A 26511-nucleotide genomic window follows, 5' to 3' on the forward strand; every position below is an offset into this window, starting at 1 on the left:
TCGGGGCGAATATGACCGGTTTTGCACCTGGATGCCCAAGCGGTGGGTCAAACCAGCGATTTTCTAGCGTCCAGGTTGTGGCGTGGCATCCTTGTCGAGTGCCGCAGGCCTATGATAGCCACTCGCCGCGATCACCTCATTCGACCGTTCGTGCGGACGCCCGCGACGAACCGGTTCCACCCGCCCGGCAGCGCTTCAGGAGAATTTTCGATGGCAAACGGCAACGGCACCCCTCCGGAGCAGTCCCCCCCTCAGCTTAATGTACTGGCGCAGTACACCAAGGACCTGTCGTTCGAAAACCCGAACGCCCCAGCCTCGCTGGCACCGCAGGCCCAGCAGCCAAACATCAATATCCAGATCAATGTCGGCGCCAACAATCTCTCCGAGAGCGAATATGAAGTGACGCTGTCGGTCGAGGGCAAGGCCGAGAACGCCGGCTCGGTGCTGTTCTCTTTCGAACTGGCCTATGCCGGCGTGTTCCGCATCGTCAACGTGCCACAGGAAAACCTGCACCCGCTGGTTATGATCGAATGCCCGCGCCTACTCTTCCCGTTCGCGCGCGAAATCATCGCCACCGCGGTGCGCGATGGTGGCTTCCCGCCGCTGATGCTCGATCCCGTGGATTTCGTCGGTCTGTACCGGCAGAACCTGGAACGTCAGGCTCAAGCCGACGCTGGTCCGGCAAACTAAGTTCGGGTGCTCCAAACAATAAGCTTACGTCATGGCCGGGCTTGTCCCGGCCATTGTCGTTTTACGACGGCGTTCCCAGAAATTCGTTCCAGATTGCCTTCTCGCCCATCGTTGCGACAAAGGCGCGGTGCTCGGCGCGATCGGCTTCGGTCACGCGCGGCGCAAGTGCGATCTCGCGCTGGCGGCGCGGTGCGTCATTGATGCTGCCGGTGCGCTGCGCAGGCGCTTCGTCCGCCAGGATCAGTTGCGACTGCCGGGCGCCAATGAGGTCGATATAGACTTCCGCCAGCAATTCGGAGTCGAGCAGCGCGCCGTGCTTGGTGCGGCGGGAATTGTCGATCGCATAGCGGGCGCAGAGATCGTCGAGCTTGTTCGACACACCGGGATGCTTGCGACGCGCCAGCAGCAGCGTGTCAACGAGACGCTCGCGCGGCACCGGCGGGCGCTTGATGCGATCGAGTTCGGCATTGATGAAGCCGAGGTCGAACATGCCGTTATGAATCACCAGCGGCGAATCGCCGATGAAGGCCATGAAGTCGTCGACCACTTCGTGAAACAGCGGCTTGGTCGACAGGAACTCGGCCGACAGCCCGTGCACGTTGAATGCTTCCTGAGGCATGTCACGCTCGGGATTGACGTAGACATGGAAGGTCTGGCCGGTCGGCATCCGGTTGAAAATTTCGAGGCAACCGATTTCCACCAGCCGATCGCCCCGGAGGGGATCGAGGCCGGTTGTTTCGGTATCCATGACGATTTCGCGCATCGCAGTAAGCCGGTTGTCGAATCAGGGGGCGGTTACGGTCGCCGTTGCGGCATCTTAACAGCCTCGGCGAGAATTTCACGGATCTGCTCCCGCACGGGATCCAATCCGTTCGATGTATCCACCACGAAGTCGGCGCGCTTGCGCTTTTCGGCGTCAGGCAGCTGCCGCGCCAGAATGGCGTCGAGTTTCTCGGCCGTCATACCCTCGCGCGCCAGGATGCGCTCGCGCTGCTGCTCGGGATTGGTGGACACGACGACTACCGCATCGACCCGCTTTTCTCCGCCGGTTTCATAGAGCAGGGGCACATCGACCACTACCACCGGCACACCCGACTTCTCTGCATCGTCCAGGAATTTTCTGTGATAGGCGCCGAGCAGCGGATGCACGATCTGCTCGAGCCTCTTCATCGCGGCGGCATCGTGCACCACCAGCGGCGATAGCTTCGCGCGATCGACCTTGCCATTCACGGTGGTTCCGGGAAACGCCGCCTCGATCAGCGGTGCAGCTTCGCCCTCATAGATCATGTGCACGGTGGCGTCGGCGTCATAGACCGGCACGCCGGCTTCCATGAACAACTTCGCCGTGGTGGATTTCCCCATTCCGATCGAACCGGTCAGCCCCAATACGCGCATCAATTCCTCATAAAAATCAGATCGCGATCATCTCTTCGCCCCGCAGGAAACTCAACAGCGGCAACAGCGGCAGGCCGAGAATGGTAAAGTGATCGCCTTCAATCAGCTCGAACAGATGCACACCCAGACCTTCGAGCTGATAGGCGCCGACACTCGTCGTCACCTTGTCGCCCGCAGCGTCCAGATAGGCATTGATCGCCGCATCATCCAGCTTGCGCATGGTCATATGCGCCACGGAGACATTGGAGAACAACGTCGCACCATCGCAAACGACGGCAAGCGCTGAATGCAATTCGTGGGTCCGACCGGCGAGGATCGCAAGTTGTTCGGCCGCCTGTTCGCGTCCGGCGGGTTTGCTGAACATCCGATCCCCGAGCGCCAGGATTTGATCGGCGCCAAGAACATAGCGGCCGGGATGACGCAGCGAGATAAAGGCCGCCTTCCGCTCGGCGAGCAAGGCTGCGATCTCGCCCGGCGCCTTCAACCCGGATTTCTGCTGGATGCCGCGCTCGTCGATATCCGCCGGCATCGCATCAAACGTAATGCCAGCATTCGCCAGCAACTCACGACGCGCCAAACTCTGCGACGCCAGGATCAGTGGTTGCACGCCTCGCCAAATGGTCATTCGGACATCCTCTGACGCTGGCGATCGGCCAGCAGTTTCATGATGGCTGCCGCGGTTTCCTCGATGGAGCGACGTGTCACTTCCAACAAAGCCCAGCCGTATTTGGCGCTAAGCTTGCGCGCATAGGTGACTTCGTCCGTGACCGACTGGCGATCGATATAATCGTCATTGGCCGTATCGCTACCAATGCTGAGAAGCCGGTTCTGGCGAATCTGAATCAAGCGCTCCGGCGTCGCGTGCAGGCTGACCACCAGCGGATTTTTCAACGTCTCAAGCTGATGGGGAATGGGGATGCCGGGGACGAGCGGCACATTGGCCGTGCGCACACCACGATTGGCAAGATAGATCGATGTTGGTGTCTTCGATGTGCGCGAAACGCCGACCAGAACCACGTCCGCTTCTTCGAGGCCTTCCACATGCTGGCCGTCGTCATGCATCATCGAATAATTCAGCGCGTCGATACGCTTGAAATATTCGGCGTTGAGCGTGTGCTGCGCACCGACGCGGCCGGTGGTCGACGCACCAAGATAAGCCTGAAAGAGCTGCATCACTGGCCCGATGATCGACAGGCTCGGGCTGTTGATCTCCTGGCACTTGGCTTCCAACCGGCCGACGAGATCTTTTTCCAGCAGCGTGAAGAGAACAATGCCCGGCGCTTCCTCGATTTCGGAAAGCACACGATCGAGTTGCTTTTGGCTGCGGACAAGTGGGTAGACATGTTCGACCGGGGTGACGTTGGCATATTGCGCCGCGACGGCGCGGGCCACCGTGATCAACGTCTCACCGGTCGAATCGGAGACCAGATGAAGATGAAAATAGCTGCCGGTGGGGGGCACCATGATCGTGTATGTCCTGTGAATCTCTGTGGAGCTTTTCCGGGAAATCGACCATCGCCTCAGCGGGCCCGGGATAACTCGGTTTTTTCTTCACAGGGCTCATGAAGAGGAAAAGCTCTGAGGCTGCTCTGAATGATAATGGGGTTATCCGGGTTTGTCTTGGGATAATCCAGTGCACGGCGACGGTAAGCCTTTGCGCTGCATATCGAACTTGCATGCAGGCCGCTTTGGAGAAATCACGTGGCCATGTGCATAAGCGTGGGACAGTTCCGGGATTGTTTTGGGCGGCTGAAATCCACTGTCACTTAGACTCAAACCTAAGATTCTATAAATATTATTTAAGAGAAGGATGGCTTGCGGATAGTGCGGTGATCCGCTCTGTATCGGCGCGTCCTGCAACGCGGCTTTCCGGTGAAATGTTCCGGTGTCTGCACGTGCGGTGTGACGCAGTGATGCTGGAAAGAACTTTCGAATGTATGAATGGGCCAAGGCGTTGCATGTGATCGCCGTCATCTCCTGGATGGCGGGCATGCTCTATCTGCCGCGACTGTTCGTCTATCACTGCGATGCGGAGATCGGCTCGAAGCAATCCGAAACCTTTAAGGTGATGGAGCGTCGCCTGCTCAAGGCGATCATCAATCCGGCGATGATTGTCACCTGGATCCTCGGCCTGTATCTCGCCTGGGCCGGTCACTGGTTCAGCTCGGGCTGGTTTCACGCCAAACTGACGCTGGTGCTGCTGATGTCTGGCGTTCATGGCTTCCTGAGTGCCCGGGTGCGTGATTTTGCTCAGAACAAAAATACGCGGACTTCGAAATTTTATCGAATTATCAACGAGGTACCGACAATTTTGATGATCCTGATCGTCATTTTGGTGATCGTGAAGCCGTTCTAGGCCAAATTTGTCATCACAACCGCCGTTTCGGCTCCTTGCGCGACACCCTGCGATTTTCTATATTCGCGTTATCCCACCCCACGCAGGCGGATGTGGTTTGTACCGGTTTCGCTTTTTGAACCGGCCACCGCATCAGGTTTGAAGCTCCTTCAGCACCTTCCTCGCTCAAGACTTCCTGGCCAGAGACCTGCGGACTTTCCTGATCTTTTCCAGCGTCCGCATCCGTCTTGGCTACCTCGCGCTCCCTCCCCGACTTTCCACAGGATCCCTCCCAATGCGGGAAATGAAACTCCAGGACCTCAAGGCCAAGACGCCAGCCGAGCTTGTCTCGTTTGCGGAAGAGCTCGGGGTCGAAAATGCCAGCACCATGCGGAAGCAGGAGCTGATGTTCGCGAGCTTGAAGCAGCTGGCGATCAAGGAAACCGACATCATCGGCGAAGGTGTCGTCGAGGTTCTCTCCGACGGCTTCGGCTTCTTGCGGTCGCCTGATGCGAATTACCTGCCTGGCCCGGACGATATCTACGTCTCGCCCTCGCAGATCCGCCGCTTCGGCTTGCGCACTGGCGATACGGTCGAAGGCCATATCCGCAGCCCGAAGGAAGGCGAACGTTATTTCGCTTTGCTCAAGGTCAATACGCTCAACTTCGAAGATCCCGAGAAGTCGAAGCACAAGGTCAATTTCGACAACCTCACCCCGCTGTTTCCGGACCAGCGCTTCCGCCTCGAGCTGGAAGATTCGACCCGCCGCGATCTCTCGGCGCGTGTCATCGACATCGTTGCGCCGATCGGTAAGGGTCAACGCGCACTGATCGTCGCGCCGCCGCGTACGGGTAAGACCGTGCTGATGCAGAACATCGCGCATTCGATCACCGCCAACCACCCGGAATGCTATCTGATCGTTCTTCTGATCGACGAACGTCCGGAAGAAGTCACCGACATGCAGCGTTCGGTGAAGGGTGAGGTCGTCTCCTCGACCTTCGACGAACCGGCGGTGCGTCACGTTCAGGTCGCCGAAATGGTGATCGAGAAGGCCAAGCGCCTGGTCGAACATGGCCGCGACGTGGTCATCCTGCTGGATTCGATCACCCGTCTTGGCCGTGCTTACAACACCGTGGTGCCGTCATCCGGCAAGGTGCTGACCGGCGGTGTCGACGCCAATGCTCTGCAGCGTCCGAAGCGCTTCTTCGGTGCGGCCCGTAATGTGGAAGAAGGTGGTTCGCTGACCATCATCGCCACCGCGCTGGTCGATACCGGCAGCCGCATGGACGAAGTCATCTTTGAAGAATTCAAGGGCACCGGTAACTCGGAACTCATCCTGGACCGCAAGGTCTCGGACAAGCGGACCTTCCCGGCGATCGATATCTCGCGCTCGGGTACCCGCAAGGAAGAGCTCATCACGGATCCACAGCTGCTCAAGAAGATGTATGTGCTCCGCCGGATCCTCAATCCGATGGGTACGATGGACGCTATCGACTTCCTGCTCGACAAGCTCCGCAACACGAAGAACAACTCGGAATTCTTCGATTCGATGAATACGTAAGTTTCGGGGGCTGTTCGAGCGAACAGCTGCAGGACTGCAAAACGCGCCGTTGCGAAAGCAGCGGCGCTTTTTTGTGTCGGTTCTTTGTACTGGCCGTTGACCGTCATTCCGGGATGTACGGAGGTCGGCGAAGACGCCTGATGCACAGACCCGGAATCACGGATTGTCTTAAACATCTCGGGATTCTGGGTTCAGAATCCCCATTGCATCGCATCGCCCCCATCGGCAAATAGGCGATGCATCCACGCGACCAGACGATCTACGCTTTGTCCTCCGGCCGCCCGCCGACAGCGATTGCGATTGTCCGCGTGTCAGGTCCTCAGGCAGGTGAGGCGCTGACGCGTCTGGCAAGGAAGCTGCCGGCGCCGCGGATGGCCACCCATGTTCTCCTCTCGGATGACCGGCTCGGCCCGATCGACGATGCGGTGGCGCTGTGGTTTCCGGGGCCAGCGAGCGCGACCGGCGAGGACGTTGCCGAATTTCATATTCATGGCGGGCGCGCGGTATTGGCTTCTTTGTTTGAGGCCCTGGGCGCCATCGACGACTTACGGCCGGCGGAGCCCGGCGAATTCACGCGCCGCGCGTTCGAGAACGGCAAGCTCGACCTGACCGAGGCGGAAGGCCTCGACGATCTGATTCACGCGGACACTGACCGGCAGCGGCGTCAGGCGCTGCGGCAACTCAAGGGACTGCTCGGCGACAAGGCGCGCAACTGGCGACAGCAGATCATCGAGGCGCTGGCCCTGGTCGAAGTCGGCATCGATTTTTCCGACGAGGGCGATGTATCCGCCGAATTGCTGGCGCCGGCTCTGGCGAAAGCATCGGCGCTGCATCGGGAGATCGAGGAGGTGCTGGCGGCGCAGAGTCGAAGCGAGCGGTTGCGTGACGGTCTGGTGGTGGCGATCGCCGGCCAGCCCAATGTCGGTAAATCGACGCTGATGAATCAGCTCGCCCGGCGCGATGTCGCAATCGTATCACCGCATGCCGGCACCACCCGGGACGTTATCGAGGTGCAGCTCGACCTCGACGGTTATCCGGTAACGATCATCGACACCGCCGGCATTCGCGAGACGGCCGATCCGGTAGAGGAGGAGGGTGTGCGCCGGGCGCGGGCTCGGGCGGCCGAGGCGGATCTGGTGCTATGGCTGGTTGACTCCAGCGCGGAGGTATCCAATCCAGAACAATGGCTGGCGGAATCTGAAACGCCGGTCTGGGTGGTCCAGAACAAGGTCGATCTGGTCCAGACTGCGTCGGCCGGGCCTGACCTGTTGATCGCAATTTCTGCGGAACGCGGTGATGGCCTCGCACAACTGTTGGCCCTGCTTGTCGATTTTGCCGGTCGGTACTTCGGGAGCGGCGAGGCCGGGCTGATTACCCGGGAGCGGCAGCGTCTTTTGCTGCGCAGCACATCGGATTTGTTGCAGCATGCTGCAGCATCGGCTGAGCAAGGCGAAGAATTCGTTGCCGAAGATATGCGTGCTGCAGCGCAGCAATTGGGACGATTGCTGGGACGTGTCGATGTAGAGGATATCCTCGATAGCATCTTCCGGGACTTTTGTATAGGTAAGTAATATTTCTTTGTTCATTATTTAATGAAATGAATGTGAGATCATCTAAGAAGCGAGCCTCTCGGTTAAAGAGATTTTACCCGTCTCAAAAGGACAAGACTGCTTCGTTGCGGGCGTGCGCCACGCAATGACGGCTAAAGCAGATTGTGTTTCACGTGAAACAGTCCTGCCTCTCAGATCCTCTTCAGAGGACATCCGTTGTTTCACGTGAAACACTGCCTGTGGATTTCTCTTCAATCCCGGCGGCGCCCGCGCTAGAAGCTGCGGCCATGCAGGACAAGTTTGACGTCATCGTAATCGGGGGAGGCCATGCCGGCTGCGAGGCCGCGGCTGGTGCTGCGCGCATGGGCGCGCTGACGGCACTGGTCACGCACCAGTTCGCGACTATTGGTGCGATGTCCTGCAACCCCGCCATCGGCGGTCTGGGCAAGGGTCATCTGGTTCGCGAAGTCGATGCGCTGGACGGGTTGATGGGGCGCGTCGCCGATGCCGGCGGCATCCAGTTCCGCATGCTCAACCGCAAGAAGGGCCCGGCCGTCCGCGGCCCGCGTACCCAGGCGGACCGCAAGCTTTACGCTGCAGCGATGCAGGCAGCGATTGTGGCAACCGAGAATCTGAGTGTGATCGAAGGCGAGGCCGACGACCTCCTGATGTCAAATGGTCGGGTCACCGGCATCCGTCTGGCCGATGGCCGCGAACTCTCCGCCGGATCGGTGGTCATCACCACTGGGACGTTTCTGCGCGGCTTGATCCATCTTGGAGAGAAGAACTGGCCCGCTGGCCGGATCGATGAAGCTCCCGCACTCGGCCTGTCCAAGGCGTTCGAGCGCGTCGGCTTTACCCTCGGACGGCTCAAGACCGGTACGCCACCGCGGCTCGATGGGACCACCATCGACTGGGCGGGGGTAGAGATGCAGTCCGCTGACGAGCCGCCGGAGCCGTTCTCGGTGATGACCGACCGGATCACCAATCCGCAGATCCAGTGCGGCATTACGCGCACCACACCGGCCACCCATGAGGTGATCCGCGCCAATGTGCATCGCTCGCCGATGTATTCCGGCCAGATCAAGAGCTCAGGGCCGCGCTATTGCCCGTCCATCGAGGACAAGATCGTCCGCTTTGGCGATCGCGATGGCCACCAGATCTTCCTGGAGCCGGAAGGCCTTGATGACTCCACGGTCTATCCCAACGGCATCTCTACCTCACTGCCCGAGGAGGTTCAGGCTGCGATCCTGGCCTCGATCCCCGGTCTCGAGCGGGTCCGAATGGTCCGCCCCGGTTATGCGATCGAATATGACCACGTGGATCCCCGCGAACTCGATCCGACGCTGCAGACCAAGCGCGTCCCCGGCCTGTTTCTGGCCGGGCAGATCAATGGCACCACCGGATACGAAGAAGCGGCCGCCCAGGGTCTCGTCGCCGGTTTGAATGCGGCCCTGGCCGCGAGTGGGAGCCAGTTGACCGTGTTCGACCGGGCTGACGGTTATCTCGGCGTGATGATCGACGACCTGGTCACCCGTGGGATTACCGAGCCCTATCGAATGTTCACGTCGCGGGCCGAATATCGTCTCACGCTGCGTGCCGACAACGCCGATCAGCGCCTGACTGACAAGGGTATCAGCCTGGGATGTGTCGGCAGCGCTCGTTCGGCCCGGCATGGCGCCAAGATGGAAGCTCTCACCGTCGGTAAGACGCTCACGCAGGCGCTTTCGATCACTCCTAACGGGGCGGCGAAGCATGGTCTGGTGCTCAATTACGACGGTCAGCGTCGCTCTGCCTTCGATCTCCTGTCCTATCCGGAGACCGAATGGGCCACCGTGACCCGGATCTGGCCAGAATTATCGGCCATTGACCCAGCGATCGGCACCCATATCGAGATCGATGCCAAATATGATGTCTATCTGAAGCGTCAGACCGCGGATGTGGAGGCTTTTCGCCGTGACGAGGGTCTCTCGCTGGTGGATGTCGACTATGATGCGGTCCCCGGACTGTCCAATGAGGCCCGGGCGAAGCTCAAGGCAGTACTTCCTCACACTGTGGGGCAGGCGGGACGTCTGGATGGTATGACTCCGGCCGCATTGGCCATTCTCGCGGCCTATCTCCGCCGCGAAGCACGCAAGCCGAAGGCTGCTTTGGCCTAGTTGGTTGTTTCACGTGAAACAGGAAGCCGAAATCAACGCGGCTCCGTTGAAGATGGCTTCGCTGGCCGACGGGGCCAGAAGGCAATAGCTGCGACGGCCACTGTAAAGAGAACCACGGCGACGATCGTCTGAACCACGTCGAAATTGAGTGCGTCACGCGAGACGAACAGCGCAGTGATGGGTGCTGCCAGCATCAGGAAAAGCCGTACGATCACACTCATGGTCATCTGCCTCCAACGATGATTCATTGGAGGCCGGACTCGTCCTGCTCACATTGATCCTGGTCAACTCACTGTCCTGAATCCTCTATACTGCAAACCCTTGCGCCCTCAGGACGGCATTCAGCTGGTTATCAGAGGTGCTGAACAGGTCGTACAGGACGGCGTAAGGATCGCCTTCAAGCTTGAGCGCACGCGCAAAGGCAGGCTCTGTCTTTACTCCTCCGGCCCGTAACGCGCAGATGGCGGTGTGGAAGGCGGGTCCACCCAGGGTCAGCAGTCGCTTCTCGACCTCGAAGTGCCGCCAGCCAGCTTGATCCTGTACGGGAGTCGAGCTGACGAAGATTTCGAATGGCCATCCATACGCTTCGAATGTCGCGATCACCGGTCGGCCTTTGGCCGACCATTGATAGATGGCAAAGCTTTCGGACTCGCCGAAGTGCTTCCAGACAAGTTCAACAGCCGCGGACAGGTCGGCGGCGCAACAGATGATATCGATGTCACTGTTGGGCCGGGCGACACCGAGCGGCAGCGTGCCGATCACATGCGGGTCGAATGGTTCGAGGATGCGGAGCAGGCCGGTGCGTCGAAGGGCATCCTGATAGGTCGGTCGCTCATTCATCGGCAATTCCCGCCCGGATTCGTCGCCTCAATCCGGCAATTTGATAGCGGCTGTAATGGACTCAGAGTATGGATGGGTCCCAACAGCTTTTCAGACAATCCAATGGCGCAACGATCCCAGCAAGCGGCTCCCGCACCCCGGCTCGATGCCGATAAGGCTGCGGCCTTGCGGCTGACACCTGTTTCACGTGAAACGGAAGACAGGCTCGATCGTTATGTCGACCTGTTGCTGCAGTGGCAGGCCAAGACAAATCTGATTTCGCCGGCCACGCTTCCAAATCTCTGGACGCGCCATATCTCGGATTCGCTGCAGCTTCTGAACCTCGCGCCTTCAGCCATGACCTGGCTCGACTTCGGCAGCGGCGGAGGTTTCCCCGGTGTGGTTCTGGCCTGTGCCATGGGTGATGTCGCTGGCGGACATGTTCATCTCGTCGAGCGAAACGCCAAGAAGGCGGCGTTCCTGCGCGAAGCGTTACGTGTGACGCAAGCCCCAGGCACAATTCATCTGGCTGACATCGGGGATAATGTGGATAGATTTCCCGAGCATGTCGATTGCATCACCGCGCGTGCCGTTGCCTCGTTACATATCGTCATCGGTTTCGCCGAGCCCCTGATGAAGCCGGGCACAAAAGCCTTATTTCTCAAGGGTCAAGATGTAGAATCGGAATTGACCGAAGCTACTAGATATTGGAATATAAGCCCGCGCCTGCATGCCAGCCTGACCGGCGGACAAGGCTGGATCGTCGAACTCGACCGGATCGAGCGACTGACCCCGTCCGCAAACCAAAATGGCCACACCAATGACCGTAATTGATCAGCAATATCAAGAGCATACGTCAAATACGGTGCCTGGCCATCCCCGCATCCTGGCGCTGGCCAATCAGAAGGGCGGCGTCGGCAAGACGACGACTGCGATTAATCTCGGCACCGCACTTGCTGCGATCGGCGAGCGCGTGTTGATCGTCGATCTCGATCCGCAGGGCAATGCGTCCACCGGTCTCGGCATCGATCGCCGCAATCGCAACTGCTCGACCTATGACGTTCTGATCGGCGAAGCGCCACTGCGCGATGCCGTCGTCGTCACCGCCGTGCCGCGTCTGCACATAGCCGCCTCGACCATGGATCTGTCGGGTCTCGAACTCGAACTCGGTTCGGCCCGCGACCGCGCCTTCCGGCTGCGCGATGCGATCGGCGAGTTGAACAACAATGTCTCGCCGGGCTCCGACTATACTTACGTGCTGATCGATTGCCCGCCATCGCTCAACCTTCTCACCGTCAATGCCATGGCCGCGTCGGACGCTATTCTCGTTCCGCTGCAGTGTGAGTTCTTCGCGCTCGAAGGTTTGTCGCAATTGTTGCAGACCGTGGAGCAGGTGCGCTCGACGCTGAATCCGAACCTGTCGATCCATGGCATCGTGCTGACCATGTTCGACTCGCGCAACAACCTGTCAAACCAGGTCGTTGCCGACGTACGCGAATTCATGGGCAGCAAGGTCTATGAGACCATGATTCCGCGCAACGTCCGCATTTCGGAAGCGCCGTCCTACGGCAAGCCGGTGCTGGTCTATGACCTGAAATGCTCGGGTTCTGAAGCCTATCTGCGGCTCGCGACCGAAGTGATCCAGCGCGAGCGCGACCTGCGCACCGCTCACTGAGCAAGTAGGGTGGGCAAAGCACAGCGTGCCCACCACAGCGGATCGCAAACGATAATGGCAGGCGCGGCGCAAGTGCGCCTTTGCCCAGCCTGTAACCGAATTTCAAGTTTGAGTACGGAGTGGCGCGATGAGTTCGAAGGGATTGGCGATGGCTGATGAAGCGCGTTCGCGGCTGGGCCGCGGTCTTGCAAGTCTGATCGGCGATGTCGGCGGCGAGGCCGCGCATGTCGAGCGTCCTTCGCGCAACCAGCGCAAGGTGCCTATTGAATTTCTCAAGGCCAATCCGCGCAACCCGCGTCGGGCTTTTGCCGATGCTGAGCTCGCCGAACTCGCCGCCTCGATCAAGCAGCATGGCGTGATCCAGCCGATCGTGGTGCGGCCGGTGAAGGGTAGCAACGATCGCTTCGAGATCATCGCCGGCGAACGCCGCTGGCGCGCGTCGCAGATCGCGGGTCTACATGAAGTGCCGATCGTGCCGCTCGACGTGACGGATTCGGCCGCGATGGAAATCGCGATCATCGAGAACGTCCAGCGCGAGGATCTCAATGCGATGGAAGAGGCGCAGGGCTATCACGCGCTCGCCGAGACCTACAAACACAGCCAGGACGAGATCGCGAAAATCGTCGGCAAGAGCCGTAGCCATGTCGCCAACATGATGCGCCTCACCAAGCTGCCGGAAGACGTGCAGGGCCTGATCGCATCGGGGCAGCTCTCCAACGGTCACGCCCGCGCGCTGATCAACCTGCCGGACGCATCGAGCGCCGCGAAACGGATCATCGCCGAGGGACTGAACGTTCGTCAGACCGAAGCACTCGCGCACGAAGAGGGGGTGCCGGAGCGCGCGCCGCAGAAGCCGCGCACGTCGTCTCCCAAGGCGGCGAAGGATGCCGACACGATCGCGCTGGAGAAACGGGTCAGCGACGTGCTCGGGCTGAAAGTGTCGGTGGATCACCGTGATCCCGGCGGCACCGTGATCATCAAGTATCGTGATCTCGATCAGCTCGACGAAATTCTGAAGCGGCTGGATTCGGAGAGCTAACCGCGCCGCCTTGCATTCACGGCAATCGACATCAACGCCCTCTGTGCGATCACCGCGCCGAGGGCGTTTTGCTTGCGGACATCGAGGGCGGCAACGGCGAGCTGGTCGATGATGTTGACCAACCGTTGTGCGGAGAAATTTCGCAGCGCTGCTTCCACCGTTCCCTTGCGGGAAAAATGCAGCCGCGGAAATCCGCTTTCCACGGCTGCTGATGCCGAACTACCAGCCTCCACCAGCAGGCTGGCTTTGTGCAGCAATGCGGCCTGGCGCTGCGCGGCCATCATGATCATGCCCGGATAAGTTCCGGCGATCATCGCCTTGTTGAACTCGACTTCCACTGCGGCGGGATTTCCGGCAAAGGCGCCATCGACGATCGGGTCGATCTTCAGTTCGGACGCGTCGGCGACGACGGCCATCACGTCGTCGAGCGTGACTTCGCCGGTACCATGCGCATAGAGCGTGAGCTTGCGGAGCTCGTTACGCGATGCCTGCCGATCGCCGCCGAGCAGCGACATTAGTGTGGCGCGTGCATCCGGCGCCATGCGGAGATTGGAGACGCGGAGCTCTTCATCGATAAGCTTTGCGAGATCGCGCTCGGTGTCGGGGTAACAGGCGATGGCCACCGCGGTCCTGGCCTTCTCGCAGACTTTCCGCAATGGCGATTCCGGCCGAAGCTCACCAGCCTCGATGACGATGCGGCAATCCTTGATATCGGAGTTAGCGAGCGTGTCGACGCCGCTGGAAAAATTCTTCGAGCCTGCGCGCACACGGATCGCCCGCCGCCCACCGAACAGCGGCACCGTCATGGCTTCTTCGACGAGACGCGACGGCTCGGCGGCCAAATCATCGCCGTCCATGCGAACCAACGAAAATGGATCATTGGGATCGTCGACCGCGGATTTCATCAGCGCGTCGGCGCGCTCGCGGACGAGTCCGGCGTCAGCCCCGTAGAGCAGGATGATCGGCCGGCCGGGATCCGGCCTGGCCAGAAACGCGTCGATATCTTTTCCGCGAAGCGCGACCACGCGAGGCGCTTAGGTGCCGGCGTAGAAGAACGACGCCAGACGGGTGTTGATGTTGTCGGCGATCTCGCCCGCCGCGCGGTCCTCGGCATCGCGATAGGCGCGGGCGCGGGCGAAGCGCTGCAGCTGACCGGGAATGTCATAGGTGACGCGGGAGAAGGTGCTGCCGGTCAGGACCTGCTTTCCGGTGGCGATCTCGATCAGGCCATAGGTCGCGTCGATGCCGTAGTTTTCGCTGGTCGGCAGTGCGGTATTCGGGTCGACGATCAGCGAGGTCCGGCTTGGGTTGAAGCGGATCTTCAGCTGATAGGTCGGCGGCAGACCGGTGGCGCTGCCGTACATCTTGAACATCAGTGCATTGCGGATATTCACGCCGACGCGGGCTTGCGGCGACGCGTTGGGATAGTCTAGCGGCGGCACCTCGACGCCCTGCAGCTTCTCGCGCAGGCCGGGTTTACCGTCGCCACGCTCGGCATACATCGGCTGGAAGCAGCCGGCCGTCAGCGCCGCCAGGGTGGCGACGACCATGAGCCGGGCGGCGATACGGGATTTAGCCGACAACATTCACGATCCTCTGGGCGACGACGATGACCTTCTTGACGGGTTTGCCGTCGAGAGCTTGTTTTACAGCATCGAGCGCCAGAGCGGCAGCCTCAATTTCCGGGTTCGTCGCTTCCAGGGCCACTGTGACTTCTCCGCGCTTCTTGCCGTTGACCTGTACCGGCAGGGTCATGGTGTCTTCAACCAGCAGATTGGGCTCGATTTGCGGCCAACGGGCTTCCGAGATCATGCCCGGTTGCCCCAGTACGCCCCAGCATTCCTCGGCCAGATGCGGCATCATCGGCGCAAACAGTTGAACAAGAATGACCGAGGCCTCGTGCAGCGCCCAGCAGACGTCCGGGGCCGGAGTTCCCGGCTTCGCTAAAGCTTCGCCCAGCACATTAGAAAATTCGCGGATATGGGCGAGGCAGACATTGAAATGCAGCTTTTCGATCTCGATCGAGACCTTGCTGAGCGCGCCATGGGCCGCCTTGCGGATCGCCAAGGCATCGGGGCCGAATTCAGTCGGCCGGGCTGCCGGCGCCGATTTGCCGTGCGCGGCTGATTCGTTGATCTGCCGCCACAGACGCTGCACGAAGCGCGAGGCGCCTTTGACGCCTTCTTCGCTCCAGATGACGTCGCGGTCGGGCGGCGAATCCGACAGCATGAACCAACGGGCGGTATCGGCGCCGTAGGTGCCCATGATGTCGTCGGGGTCGACTGTGTTGCGCTTCGACTTCGACATCTTTTCGATCGGGCCGATGGTGATGTCTTCGCCAGTGGCGATCAGCGTAGCGCGTTGGCCGTTACCGCCGATCTCGATGTTGATCTCGGCCGGTGAGGCGAAGGTGCCGTCCTGTTTCTTGTAGGTCTCGTGCACCACCATGCCTTGCGTGAACATGCCGGCAAACGGCTCGTCGAAATTGACGTGGCCGGTGGCCTTCATGGCGCGGGTGAAGAAGCGGCTGTACAGCAGATGCAGGATCGCGTGCTCGACGCCGCCGATATACTGATCGACAGGCATCATTCGATTGGCAACGGCGGTCGTCGTGGGTGCCGACGTGTTCCATGGATCCGTGAAGCGCGTGAAGTACCAGGACGAATCCACGAAGGTGTCCATGGTATCGGTTTCGCGCCGCGCATCCGCGCCGCAGTTCGGGCACTTCACATGCTTCCACGTCGGATGATGATCCAGTGCATTGCCCGGCTTGTCGAAGGAAACGTCCTCCGGCAGCACGACCGGCAGATCCTTGTCCGGCACCGGCACGATATCGCAGCTCGGGCAGTGGATGATCGGGATCGGGCAACCCCAATAGCGCTGACGTGAGATGCCCCAGTCGCGCAGGCGGAAATTGATCTCGCGCTTGCCCCAGCCGTCCTTCTCGAAAATCTCGAGCGACTTCTTCATCGCTTCTTCGCAGGTCATCACGGCGGGTTCACCCACCCAACGGACATACTGCACAGTCTCACTTTTCGCCGGAGCGAAAGCGATGTTACCAACGCGTTCATCGCTACCGACGGGCACGAACACGTCGAGCACCGGCAGGTCGTACTTGCGCGCGAAATCCAGGTCGCGCTGATCGTGTGCCGGGCAGCCGATGATGGCGCCGGTGCCGTAATCCATCAGCACGAAGTTCGCGATGTAGAGTGGCAGTGTCCATGACACGTCGGCGGGATGCGTGACCTTGATGCCGGTGTCGAAGCCGAGCTTCTCGGCTGTGTCGATCTCGGCCTGCGAGGTGCCCATGCGATGGCATTCCTCGATGAAGGCGACAACCTTGGGGTCCTTTTCTGCCAGCGCTTTCGCCAGCGGATGATCCGGCGAGATCGCAGCGAAAGTCGGGCCATACATGGTGTCCGGGCGTGTCGTGAACACCGGCAGTTTGTCGAAGCCGGCGGGGGCGCCGATCAGTCCGAACTGGAAATGCAGGCCTTCCGACTTGCCGATCCAGTTGCGCTGCATCAGGCGCACCTTGTCGGGCCAGCGATCCAGCGTATCCAGTGCGGTCAGCAGTTCGTCGGAATATTTGCTGATCTTGAAGAACCACTGGGTCAGCTCGCGCTGCTCCACCAGAGCGCCGGAGCGCCAGCCGCGGCCGTCGATCACTTGCTCATTGGCCAGCACGGTGTGATCGACCGGATCCCAATTCACCTTGGACTTCTTGCGCTCGGCCAAACCTGCCCGCATGAAATCGAGAAACATCTTCTGCTGATGCTTGTAGTAGGTAGGGTCGCAGGTTGCGAATTCGCGCGACCAGTCGAGCGACAGACCCATGGTCTGCAGCTGCTTTTTCATCGACGCGATGTTCTCATAGGTCCACGCTTTCGGAGCGACCTTGCGTTCGATCGCGGCGTTCTCGGCGGGCAGGCCGAACGCATCCCAGCCCATCGGATGCAGCACGTTCTTGCCCTGCGCGCGCTGGAAGCGCGCAACCACGTCGCCCATCGTATAGTTGCGGACATGGCCCATATGGATGCGCCCCGACGGATACGGGAACATCTCGAGCACGTAATACTTCTCGCGCGGATCGTCGTTCTTGGTGGCGAAGATCGCCTTGTCGTCCCAGACGCGCTGCCAGCGTGGTTCGGTCTCGCGGGCGTTGTAACGTTCGTTGCTCATGGTGTTTTTGAAATCCGCCGGCCGGTTCGAGCGCTTCTCAGATCATGGACGCGCGAACGAGGTCGCAAACCGGTGCTTGCTCGGGCTGAATTCGCGCTGAGGCGGGGGACTAGGCCATAAAAGGCCGCGTTAGGTCAATGGTTTAAGACAAGAAACGGGCCAGGGGCGGGGGCCCGCCGTCTCACCCCGCCAGCGACACGGCCGTGCCATATGCCCGGACGAAGCCGTGCTCCACCACGGTGTTGCGGCCACGCCGTTTGGCGGCGTAGAGCGAGGCATCGGCTGCCTCGATCAAATCGTTCGCCGTCTCCAGCGTAGCTGGCATCGTCGAGGCCACGCCGACACTGACCGTGACCCGCTGATGTGCGCTGGTGGCATGGGAGACTGACAGGTTCCAGATTGCCGCGCGTACCATTTCGCCGATTTGGACGCCGCGGGCGACCTCGGTGCCCGGCAGCAGCAGGCAGAATTCCTCGCCGCCATAGCGTCCGGCAAAGCCCGAGCAGCGATCGGCCAGGCTGGAGAGAGCTTCGCCGACGCGCGCCAGGCAAGCATCGCCTTCGGGATGGCCATAGGTGTCGTTGAAGAGTTTGAAGTGATCGACGTCGATCATCAGCAGCGTCAGATGGTCGCCGGATTGCTGGGCCTTCAGCCATTCGAAATCGAGGCGGCTCTGGAAGCCGCGCCGATTGGCAAGGCCAGACAGCATGTCGATGGAGGCAAGCACCGTGAGCTGCTCGTTGCTGGCGCGCAATTCGCGTTCGCGACCACGCAACTGCGCCGCCATGCCGTAAAATGCGCGTGCCAGCGGTACGAACTCGGCCGGCAGCTTGTTCCGCGCTACGCGGGCCGACCAGTCGCCGCGACCGAAGCGCTGCGCCATGGTCTCCATCATCTGGATCGGCTTGATGATCAGTCGCTCCGCAACCACCAGCGCACCAAGCAGAACGAACAGGCAAACGAAAGCGAGCTGCAAATAGGCGGTGCGGATTTCGCGATCGGCAACCGCCGAGACTCGGGCCTCGTCGATGCTGACGATCAATTGCGCGCCGGTACCGGGGATTGTCGCGAATGATACGGTGCGCTGTGAACCGTCACTGGCGCTGAATGACAGCGAACCGGTCTGCTTATCCGTATTGCGCAGATGCGCTTCGATCATCGGCAATAGAGCAAGGTCTTCCATCGGCCGACCGATCGCGCTGGCGTTTGTCGGCGGCGCTGCAAGCACGGTGCCGGCATGATCGACCAGCAGTGTCGTGACACCGGGCCGGTCGCCGAGATTGCCCATGATCTTCGACATCCAGTCGAGATTCACCGCCGCCAGTACCACGGCATCGTCGTCCTTAGTCAGGCCCGGTGCGAGATAGGCAGCCATCACTGTCGGCTGGTTCGTCAAGCGGCTGAACAGATAATCGCTGACGACAAACTCACCGGTCGCTATCGCTTTCTTGAAATAGGGGCGATCGCTGAAATCGAATCTCTGCTCGATGACTTCCGGCCAGGTCGAGCACATGGCGATGCCATCCGCACCGGCCACCGTCAGGCTGCGCAGCCACGGCATATCGCCGCGGAGGCTCGCCCGCATAATGGCGCAGCTCCGATTCACCTGAGCGGCCGACGTATAGATGTAGGCGGATGATTTCAGCACGGCCTCGATCGAGGCGAAAACTTCGCGCTGTGCATCGGCGCTGTGCTGGGCGACACCAGCGAAATCACGCGCGGCCGTCGCGATCTGGTGGGTACGCGTCGCATCGAGTGAGCGAATTCGCTCCGCCATCAATGGCCCGACCAGAATGAGGGCCAACAGGACCAGTCGAGCGCGAATACCGAGAGCTCCCCTAAGCCTCGCTTTATTGCGGTTAATACCGATGCGTGACATCTTCGATCCCTAAGCCCCGCGGACATAGGTACTCCAAAGCCTTCAAAAAGCCTTTCCCGGATTCGTTAAACTGCAATGGATCTCAAGAAAGTTCGCGCCTTGGTTGAAAATAAATCCGTGCAAGAGTCGTCGGGCGTAACGTCTTCTTTACCAACCGACGGACTCGCTTCGGTCGAGTACGATATCTTCCGCGCATGTAACGAAGCGCGGCGGGACCGCAGTTCTGTGACGTTGATCGCGGTGTCGAAGACGTTCGAGGCTGACGCAATTGCGCCCGTGATCCAGTCCGGTCAGCGTGTGTTCGGCGAAAATCGCGTCCAGGAGGCAAAATCCAAATGGCCGGCGTTAATCGCCACTCAACCCGCGATTGCGTTGCATTTGATAGGGCCTTTGCAGTCCAACAAGGCCAAGGAAGCGGTCGCCTTGTTCGATGCGATTCACTCGGTCGATCGACCGAGCATTTGCGAAGCGTTAAGCAAGGAGATGAAGGCGCAGCAGCGGACGCCGCAGCTCTTCGTACAGCTCAACACCGGTGAGGAGCCGCAAAAGGCCGGTATCGCGCCGGGCGAGGCTGATGATTTCCTGGCGCGTTGCCGCGATACCTATGGGCTGACGATTTCCGGACTGATGTGCATTCCGCCGGTTAACGATGCGCCGGCACCGCATTTCGCGCTGACAGCGAAGATCGCTGCACGCAACGGGCTCACGCAATTATCCATGGGAATGAGCGCCGACTTCGCCATCGCCATCCAGTTCGGCGCAACTCATGTGCGCGTCGGCTCGGCGATTTTCGGACGTCGCTAGGCCAGAGGCCTAGCCGATAACGATCTTCGTCTTCGGTCCGATCCGGGCCAGCAGCCGCAGCATGGCTGGCTTGGTCATGGCCACGCAGCCCGCGGTCGGCGCGAATTTTGGGCGCGCCAGATGCAGGAACACCGCGCTCCCCCGTCCGGCGATCCGCGGCCGGGTGTTCTGGTCAATCTCGATGATGAAATCGTAGAGATGATCCTCGCGGGCCAGTCGGTCGCCGTCATGACCACGATCGAGCCGCACAGGCCGATTGTAGTGCCGATCAGACGGATCCTCGCACCAGCCATCCATCGGCGTGATGGGGCGGATCGGCAGAAAGCTACGCGGACGTGGATTGCGGTCGGCTCGCCACCATAGGCGGATGGGGCGAAACGTCCCAAGCGGCGTTCCGCCATCTCCTTCGCGTTTGTTCGCCTTGATTCCGCCGCGGCCGAGCGCGACGGGTATGGTTGCGTGATCGGTCGTCAGCCATCCACGGAGTCTGTCTCCGGCTGACGCGCGAATGTGAACCATAGTTAGCGGTCGATCACGCAAGCTTGTTCGATAAGTGTCTGAAATAACGAGACTTCCCATCCGAATCGCGAACTCCGCCTTGCTATTTACCGCAAATGTTCTATTTCGCGCTGCAGCAGTACATTCGCCGGGAATGTCGCTGATTTTGCGCTAGAATATGCAGTAACGGCGAAGCCTGTCACGATTTCTGGCCCACTGTTTCAGCGCGGCGAACAACGCTCCGCCGCAGCCGTTCAAAGGATTGTCGCAATGCCCAATGCCCGCAAGATCTTGATCGTGGATGACGATACTGATTTGCGCGAGGCGCTGGTCGAGCAGCTGTCGCTGCACGAAGAGTTCGAGGCCTCCGCTGTCGACACCGGCGCCAAGGGCGCTACTGCAGCCAAGGCCAATTCCCCCGATCTGGTGCTGATGGATGTCGGCCTGCCCGACACGGACGGTCGCGAAGTCGTGCGCAGCCTGCGCAAGGGTGGCTTCAAGGCGCCGATCATCATGCTGACCGGCCACGACACCGATTCCGACACCATTCTCGGTCTGGAGTCCGGTGCCAATGATTACGTCGCCAAGCCGTTCCGCTTCGCCGTGCTGTTGGCGCGTATTCGCGCGCAGCTCCGTCAGCACGAAGCCAGCGAAGATGCCGTCTTCACCGTCGGTCCCTATAGTTTCCGGCCCGGCTCCAAGATGCTCACCGGCGCCAATGCCAAGAAGGTCCGCCTGACCGAGAAGGAAACCGCGATTCTGCGCTTCCTGTACCGTGCCGGCCAGTTGCCGGTGTCGCGCGAGACGCTGTTGCAGGAAGTCTGGGGTTATAATTCCGGCGTCACCACGCACACGCTGGAAACGCATATCTATCGGTTGCGTCAGAAGATCGAGAAGGATGCCGCCAATCCTGAAATCCTGGTGACGGAAGCCGGTGGCTACAAGTTGGTGCCGTGATACGATTCGGGAGCCGATTCGCCATTAGCTGTTCGGTGCCCTCCTTCGCGCGTCCCGATCACACGGTTCTACATGTCGATCGATGATGATGTAGCCCTGCTTGAGCGCGTCCCAACATTGCGCCTGTTGGGTATCGCCGCTTTGCGCGTGATCGCGATCGGCTCCGAACAGCAGGAATTTGCGCGGGGCTCCGTGTTGTTCCGGCAGGGCGACGATGCCGATTGCGGCTATGTCGTCCAGAACGGCGCATTCCGCATCAGCCTCGACGATGGCAGCGATCATGAGGTGATCGCGGGGCCCGGCACATTGATAGGCGAACTTGCACTGCTGGTAGCGATGCAGCGGCCATCGACGGCGGTCGCCACGGAATATTCCAGCACGATCCGGATCACGCGCAGCCTGTTTCAGCGCGTGCTCGACAGCGATCCCGCGGCCGCGCGCCGTCTGCGTGACGACATGGCGACTCGCGTCAGCCAACTCGCCAGCGATGTGACGCTGATCGGCGCCAAGCTCAGCCAGTAACTGATATCAAAGCTCCAGCACCGTCGTGACCGGTACGTGGTCCGATGGCCGCTCCCATCCGCGTGCATCTGACGTGACGGTGAAGTCGCGGATCGAATCCTTCAGTGCGGACGACACCCAGATGTGATCGAGGCGGCGGCCGCGATTCGACACCGCCCAGTCGGCGGCGCGGTAGCTCCACCACGTGTAGATCTTTTCCGACAGTGGAATGCGTTCGCGCGCGACGTCGATCCAGTTGCCCTCGCTTTGCACGGCGAGCAGCTTTTCGCACTCGATCGGCGTATGCGACACGATCTTCAGCATCTGCTTGTGCGACCACACGTCATTCTCATGCGGTGCCACATTGAGATCGCCGACCAGGATGTGACGCGCATCGCCGCGCGGATGCAGCGGCTCGCAGGTCTTCATCTCGTCGAGGAACGAGAGCTTGTGCGCGAACTTCGCATTCACGTCCGGATCCGGAACGTCGCCGCCGGCAGGCACATAGAAATCATGCACGATCAGCGGCACGGCCATGCCGGCCTTTTCACCGAACGATACCGAGATGTGGCGTGAGTCCAGATTGTTGCAGAACACGCGGATGTCGCTGCTCTCGAATGGAAGTTTCGAGACGATGGCGACGCCGTGATAGCCCTTCTGCCCGTTCAGCACGACATGGTCATAGCCGAGCTGTTTGAAGCGCTTGAGCGGAAAGGCATCGTCCGGGCACTTGGTTTCCTGCAGACACAGCACATCCGGCTGCATCTCTTCGAGAAACTTGGCGACAAGGTCGATGCGTAATCGCACCGAATTGATATTCCAGGTGGTCAGGGAAAAACGCATAGAAATCCGATGGTGAGACGGCGCAAGCGCGCCTGCTCATCGTGAGGGCATCACCTGCAGCGAAAACTAATTCGCGCCGCTGGTGGGATACTTGGTGAAGTCGATCTTGAACAGCCCCGGGTCGGGCTTTTTCGCGGTATCGAGATTGTAGATCGCGACCGTGGTGTCATAGCCCTGCGGGTCGGTGACGGTCCACTGCTTGAGCTGTCCATCCTTGGTGCCGACCATCAGCATCAGGCGCGAGGTGCCGACCAGCGCGTTCTTTTCCTCAATGGTCACCGACGTATAGAGGTCGTCAGCGCTGACGGCGACCACATTGGTGTCCTTCATCAGATCGATGCGATCGGACAGCAGATAGCGCAACGGTGTCTGCGACAGCGGGTAGATGTCCTGGGTTGCCAGCTTGGAATCGCGGACGGCGAGCGACTGGCCGTCGGACACCATGGCGATGGTCGTCGGTGCATCATATTCGAAACGGACCTTGCCGGGCTTCTGGATGAAGAAGTCACCGGTGGTGCGGCTGCCGTCCGGGCCCACCTGAACAAAGTTACCGCTCAGATTGCTGAGCGATGACAGATAGCTGCTGACCTTGCTCGCCTGCGCCTTCTGATTGGCGTCGAAGCTCATGAAAATGCTGGCGGGAACGTTGCGGCGCGGATCCGGAATGATTGGATTCGGTGGCGTGGATGTCGTCGCCGATGTCTTGGGTGCGATTGCAACTGGCGGCCGAACGGCCGGGGGCTCGGAGGCCGACATCTGGAAACTGCCATTGCTGCGCGCCTGCGGTGCAGGTCGCGGCAATGGGATTGACTGGGCATGGGCCGAGGGCGCCACAATGGCGGCGACAAACGTCGCGACGAGGCCGGCTGCGCCGATGCGCAGGAAAGACCGGTCTGCGGCGTGATGGGTCGGGCGTCTCATCAAGGCGTCGTCCTGCTCGGCGGGTTCGGCGCATTTTACCGCGCTTTGCGTCAGAATGGGTACCGGTTTTGCGGTCCGGCCGGTGGTCTCTTGCGCCCCCGCCGCGGCTGGCGCCGCCAGCGCAGGCGCTAACCCGGAGCTGTGGCGATTTCGCGACTCAAAAGCGGGATTGTCCATCGGCGGGGTCAAACTCTCAGAACCCGCTTTCTTCTTCTTCGATCAGAATCTCGCGTTTACCGGCATGGTTGGGCTGACCGACGATGCCTTCGTTTTCCATGCGCTCGATCAGCGACGCTGCGCGATTGTAACCGATCTGCAGCCGGCGCTGGATGTAGCTGGTCGACGCCTTCCGGTCGCGCTTCACGATGGCAACGGCTTGCTGGAACAGATCGCCACCACCGCCATCGGCACCCATGCCGGTCGAATCGAATACCGCGCCGTCCTCGCCCTCTTCCGGTTCTTCGGCGGTGACCGCCTCGAGATATTCCGGCTCGCCCTGCGTCTTCAGGTGGCGCACCACCTTCTCGACTTCCTCGTCCGACACGAAAGGACCGTGTACGCGCGAGATGCGGCCGCCGCCAGCCATATAGAGCATGTCGCCGCGGCCGAGCAGTTGTTCGGCACCCATCTCACCCAGGATGGTGCGGCTGTCGATCTTCGACGTGACCTGGAAGGAGATACGCGTCGGGAAGTTCGCCTTGATCGTGCCGGTGATGACGTCCACCGACGGACGCTGCGTGGCGAGGACGACGTGGAGACCGGCGGCGCGTGCCATCTGCGCGAGACGCTGCACCAGGCCTTCGATGTCCTTGCCGGCGACCATCATCAGGTCGGCCATTTCGTCGACAATGATGACGATATAGGGCAGCGGCGCGAGATCGAGTTTCTCTTCCTCGTAGATCGCCTTGCCGGTTTCCTTGTCGAAGCCGGTGTGAACGGTGCGCGAGAGCTCCTCGCCCTTGGCCTTGGCTTCCACGAGGCGCGCATTATAGCCGTCGATATTGCGCACGCCGAGCTTGGCCATGCGCTTGTAGCGCTCTTCCATCTCGCGCACGGCCCATTTCAGCGCGACCACGGCCTTCTTCGGATCGGTCACGACCGGCGTCAGCAGATGCGGGATGCCGTCATAGACGGAGAGTTCGAGCATCTTCGGATCGACCATGATCAGGCGGCACTGATCCGGCCGCAGCCGGTAGACCAGGCTGAGAATCATGGTGTTGATCGCGACTGATTTGCCCGAACCGGTGGTACCGGCGATCAGCATATGCGGGGTGCGCGCAAGATCGATGATGATGGACTCGCCGCCGATATTCTTGCCGAGGCAGAGCGGGAGCTTGATGCTGCCGTCATTGGTGTCCTGCACGGTCAGCAGTTCGCGCAAGTAGACGTTTTCGCGATGGGCGTTCGGCAGCTCGATGCCGATGGCGTTGCGACCGGGGACGACGGCGACGCGGGCGGACAGCGCGCTCATGGAGCGTGCGATGTCGTCGGCAAGGCCGATCACGCGCGACGACTTGATGCCGGGTGCGGGTTCGAGTTCGTAAAGCGTGACGACGGGGCCGGGATTGGCTTTGACGATTTCGCCGCGCACGCCGAAGTCCTGCAGCACGCCTTCCAGCGCGCGCGAATTGGCTTCCAGTTCGGCCTTGCTGAGCGGCTTGCGATCGGCGGCCTTCGGCGCGGTGAGCATGCCGACGGAGGGCAGTTCGAACTTGCCGTTGGATTTGCGCACCGGCTCCTTGGCCGAGGATTTCTTGCGGGCCTTCGGGGCGGGCTCCTCTTCCTCTTCTTCTTCCTCGTAGTCGTGCTCTTCGTCCTCGTCGTGATCGCTCTCGTCTTCGTCATGCGGTGCGATGGAGGGACTGTTGCGACGACCGCCGAGGTTCGGTTCCTGACGTTCGAAGGAGGCCGCCCGCGCGTTGGGCTCGCTCGCGACCATCTTGCCGTAGACCAACGAGAGGAAACGGCCGAGACGCGCCTTCGCGCTCATCACGGCATGCGCCGCCCAGCCAAGCGAGACCGAGATCGAGCTGCGATCGCGGGTTTCGTCTTCCTCGAATGGCTCGTCGTCTTCCTCGATATCGATCTCGGCAAACTCTTCCTTCGCTTGCGCGCCATAGCCGCAGGCGATCAAGAAAGTCACGATCATCGCCGCGCAGAGAATAAAGCCGAGGACGAATCGATAGATGAAGCCGACGGGGCCGAAGACCACCGCGGGCGCGCGAAACAGCGCGTCGCCGACCACGCCACCGACGCCGGTCGGCAGCGGCCACGACCCGCCATGCTGCCAGCAGCTGGCAAAGCCTGATGCGATGATGGTGCAAAGGACCCAGCAACCGATGCGCAGTGCTTCGCGATCGAAATGCCGATGTGTCATCATCCGCCAGCCCCAGACGGCGATGGTGAGAATCATCATGATCGCGCCGAGGCCGAGGATCTGCATCAACAGATCGGCACCGATCGCGCCGGGATAACCGGCGACATTGCGGATCGCACGCGAGGTGGCATGGCTCAGGCTCGGGTCCTGCACGGACCACGTCATCATCGCTGCCGCCGCGACACCTGCGGCGCAGACCAGGCCAAAGCCCGCCAGTTCACGCAGCCGTCGTCCCAGCATCTCGCGAATCGACGCGGGCAGATGGCCGACGAGAGGAATGACGCGTTCGATCGTGGTGCTCATACCGGAGTGCTCATGCGCCCTGC

Annotated in this window: 25 protein-coding genes; 11 read left to right on the top strand and 14 right to left on the bottom strand. The window is 60.8% G+C overall.

All coding sequences use genetic code 11. The features are described 5' to 3' along the window. The first annotated feature begins 210 nt into the window (after window positions 1–210). Complete coding sequence (secB, locus tag AC1DUY_RS08455; protein ID WP_068730233.1) at window positions 211–690, top strand: protein-export chaperone SecB; 480 nt, start codon at window positions 211–213, stop codon at window positions 688–690. A 61-nt stretch (window positions 691–751) separates the two neighbouring features. On the opposite strand, the gene dnaQ is transcribed toward secB, so the two are convergent. The 4 genes from dnaQ to AC1DUY_RS08475 are packed head-to-tail and all read right to left on the bottom strand — an operon-like array spanning window position 752 to window position 3549. Then, entirely contained in the window at window positions 752–1453 is a 702-nt protein-coding gene (gene dnaQ, locus AC1DUY_RS08460) for a DNA polymerase III subunit epsilon (protein WP_089263111.1), read from the bottom strand. A 32-nt stretch (window positions 1454–1485) separates the two neighbouring features. Beyond that, on the bottom strand, window positions 1486–2085 hold the full coding sequence (gene coaE / locus AC1DUY_RS08465) for a dephospho-CoA kinase (protein WP_184512508.1): 600 nt from the start codon (window positions 2083–2085) through the stop codon (window positions 1486–1488). A gap of 16 nt (window positions 2086–2101) precedes the next feature. Further along, window positions 2102–2710, bottom strand: a complete 609-nt coding sequence (locus tag AC1DUY_RS08470; RefSeq protein WP_309941539.1) for a Maf family protein — start codon at window positions 2708–2710, stop codon at window positions 2102–2104. Further along, window positions 2707–3549 (bottom strand): pyruvate, water dikinase regulatory protein, encoded by an 843-nt coding sequence (locus AC1DUY_RS08475; RefSeq protein ID WP_478113598.1) that lies wholly within the window; start codon window positions 3547–3549, stop codon window positions 2707–2709. Before AC1DUY_RS08475 ends, AC1DUY_RS08470 begins: the two co-directional genes overlap by 4 nt. A gap of 469 nt (window positions 3550–4018) precedes the next feature. Between AC1DUY_RS08475 and hemJ the strand changes: the two genes are divergently transcribed. The 4 genes from hemJ (at window position 4019) to mnmG (ending at window position 9690) form a co-directional block, all read left to right on the top strand. Beyond that, window positions 4019–4441, top strand: coding sequence for a protoporphyrinogen oxidase HemJ (hemJ, locus tag AC1DUY_RS08480; RefSeq protein WP_439065423.1), 423 nt, complete (start codon window positions 4019–4021; stop codon window positions 4439–4441). Window positions 4442–4715: 274 nt separating this feature from the next. Beyond that, on the top strand, window positions 4716–5981 hold the full coding sequence (rho, locus tag AC1DUY_RS08485; protein WP_068730228.1) for a transcription termination factor Rho: 1266 nt from the start codon (window positions 4716–4718) through the stop codon (window positions 5979–5981). A 236-nt stretch (window positions 5982–6217) separates the two neighbouring features. Beyond that, the gene (gene mnmE, locus AC1DUY_RS08490) at window positions 6218–7552 is read left to right on the top strand and encodes a tRNA uridine-5-carboxymethylaminomethyl(34) synthesis GTPase MnmE (protein ID WP_439065422.1); all 1335 of its coding nucleotides are present in this window, start codon (window positions 6218–6220) and stop codon (window positions 7550–7552) included. A gap of 266 nt (window positions 7553–7818) precedes the next feature. Continuing rightward, entirely contained in the window at window positions 7819–9690 is a 1872-nt protein-coding gene (gene mnmG, locus AC1DUY_RS08495; RefSeq protein ID WP_478113601.1) for a tRNA uridine-5-carboxymethylaminomethyl(34) synthesis enzyme MnmG, read from the top strand. Between the two features lie 32 nt (window positions 9691–9722). On the opposite strand, the gene AC1DUY_RS08500 is transcribed toward mnmG, so the two are convergent. Together AC1DUY_RS08500 and AC1DUY_RS08505 are read right to left on the bottom strand one after the other, a co-directional pair. After that, window positions 9723–9911: a hypothetical protein gene (locus AC1DUY_RS08500; RefSeq protein WP_478113603.1), complete on the bottom strand. Its 189-nt coding sequence runs from the start codon at window positions 9909–9911 to the stop codon at window positions 9723–9725. An 85-nt stretch (window positions 9912–9996) separates the two neighbouring features. Continuing rightward, window positions 9997–10530, bottom strand: coding sequence for a DUF4269 domain-containing protein (locus AC1DUY_RS08505; protein ID WP_439074149.1), 534 nt, complete (start codon window positions 10528–10530; stop codon window positions 9997–9999). 102 nt (window positions 10531–10632) lie between these two features. Between AC1DUY_RS08505 and rsmG the strand changes: the two genes are divergently transcribed. The 3 genes from rsmG (at window position 10633) to AC1DUY_RS08520 (ending at window position 13223) form a co-directional block, all read left to right on the top strand. Further along, window positions 10633–11343 (top strand): 16S rRNA (guanine(527)-N(7))-methyltransferase RsmG, encoded by a 711-nt coding sequence (gene rsmG / locus AC1DUY_RS08510; RefSeq protein ID WP_231081251.1) that lies wholly within the window; start codon window positions 10633–10635, stop codon window positions 11341–11343. Further along, entirely contained in the window at window positions 11330–12184 is an 855-nt protein-coding gene (locus AC1DUY_RS08515) for a ParA family protein (RefSeq protein WP_068730223.1), read from the top strand. Before rsmG ends, AC1DUY_RS08515 begins: the two co-directional genes overlap by 14 nt. 148 nt (window positions 12185–12332) lie before the next feature. Further along, the gene (locus AC1DUY_RS08520; protein ID WP_478114026.1) at window positions 12333–13223 is read left to right on the top strand and encodes a ParB/RepB/Spo0J family partition protein; all 891 of its coding nucleotides are present in this window, start codon (window positions 12333–12335) and stop codon (window positions 13221–13223) included. On the opposite strand, the gene holA is transcribed toward AC1DUY_RS08520, so the two are convergent. The 4 genes from holA to AC1DUY_RS08540 all read right to left on the bottom strand — a co-directional run bounded on the left by holA (window position 13220) and on the right by AC1DUY_RS08540 (window position 19284). Continuing rightward, window positions 13220–14248: a DNA polymerase III subunit delta gene (gene holA / locus AC1DUY_RS08525; protein WP_478113606.1), complete on the bottom strand. Its 1029-nt coding sequence runs from the start codon at window positions 14246–14248 to the stop codon at window positions 13220–13222. The genes AC1DUY_RS08520 and holA overlap by 4 nt on opposite strands. A gap of 9 nt (window positions 14249–14257) precedes the next feature. Continuing rightward, window positions 14258–14809, bottom strand: coding sequence for an LPS assembly lipoprotein LptE (locus AC1DUY_RS08530; RefSeq protein WP_089263131.1), 552 nt, complete (start codon window positions 14807–14809; stop codon window positions 14258–14260). Next, window positions 14796–17405: a leucine--tRNA ligase gene (gene leuS, locus AC1DUY_RS08535; protein ID WP_478113608.1), complete on the bottom strand. Its 2610-nt coding sequence runs from the start codon at window positions 17403–17405 to the stop codon at window positions 14796–14798. Before leuS ends, AC1DUY_RS08530 begins: the two co-directional genes overlap by 14 nt. Window positions 17406–17586: 181 nt before the next feature. Beyond that, window positions 17587–19284, bottom strand: a complete 1698-nt coding sequence (locus AC1DUY_RS08540; RefSeq protein WP_478113610.1) for a diguanylate cyclase domain-containing protein — start codon at window positions 19282–19284, stop codon at window positions 17587–17589. Between the two features lie 75 nt (window positions 19285–19359). Between AC1DUY_RS08540 and AC1DUY_RS08545 the strand changes: the two genes are divergently transcribed. Then, entirely contained in the window at window positions 19360–20088 is a 729-nt protein-coding gene (locus tag AC1DUY_RS08545) for a YggS family pyridoxal phosphate-dependent enzyme (RefSeq protein WP_089263137.1), read from the top strand. A gap of 9 nt (window positions 20089–20097) precedes the next feature. On the opposite strand, the gene AC1DUY_RS08550 is transcribed toward AC1DUY_RS08545, so the two are convergent. Next, the gene (locus AC1DUY_RS08550; protein WP_414716827.1) at window positions 20098–20607 is read right to left on the bottom strand and encodes a L,D-transpeptidase family protein; all 510 of its coding nucleotides are present in this window, start codon (window positions 20605–20607) and stop codon (window positions 20098–20100) included. Window positions 20608–20856: 249 nt separating this feature from the next. Between AC1DUY_RS08550 and AC1DUY_RS08555 the strand changes: the two genes are divergently transcribed. Beyond that, entirely contained in the window at window positions 20857–21543 is a 687-nt protein-coding gene (locus AC1DUY_RS08555) for a response regulator transcription factor (RefSeq protein WP_068730214.1), read from the top strand. Between the two features lie 72 nt (window positions 21544–21615). After that, window positions 21616–22065 carry a cyclic nucleotide-binding domain-containing protein gene (locus tag AC1DUY_RS08560; protein WP_093757793.1) on the top strand — a complete coding sequence of 150 codons (450 nt, stop codon included), beginning with the start codon at window positions 21616–21618 and terminating at the stop codon, window positions 22063–22065. A gap of 6 nt (window positions 22066–22071) precedes the next feature. Here the strand turns inward: AC1DUY_RS08560 and AC1DUY_RS08565 are convergent, their stop codons facing one another. The 3 genes from AC1DUY_RS08565 to AC1DUY_RS08575 all read right to left on the bottom strand — a co-directional run bounded on the left by AC1DUY_RS08565 (window position 22072) and on the right by AC1DUY_RS08575 (window position 26488). Next, window positions 22072–22887: an exodeoxyribonuclease III gene (locus AC1DUY_RS08565; RefSeq protein WP_120287667.1), complete on the bottom strand. Its 816-nt coding sequence runs from the start codon at window positions 22885–22887 to the stop codon at window positions 22072–22074. 66 nt (window positions 22888–22953) lie between these two features. Further along, entirely contained in the window at window positions 22954–23808 is an 855-nt protein-coding gene (locus tag AC1DUY_RS08570) for an outer membrane lipoprotein carrier protein LolA (RefSeq protein WP_439075557.1), read from the bottom strand. Between the two features lie 193 nt (window positions 23809–24001). Beyond that, window positions 24002–26488: a DNA translocase FtsK gene (locus AC1DUY_RS08575; protein ID WP_478113614.1), complete on the bottom strand. Its 2487-nt coding sequence runs from the start codon at window positions 26486–26488 to the stop codon at window positions 24002–24004. Between the last annotated feature and the right edge of the window lie 23 nt (window positions 26489–26511).

The organism is Tardiphaga sp. P4_G1, assembly GCF_056401215.1.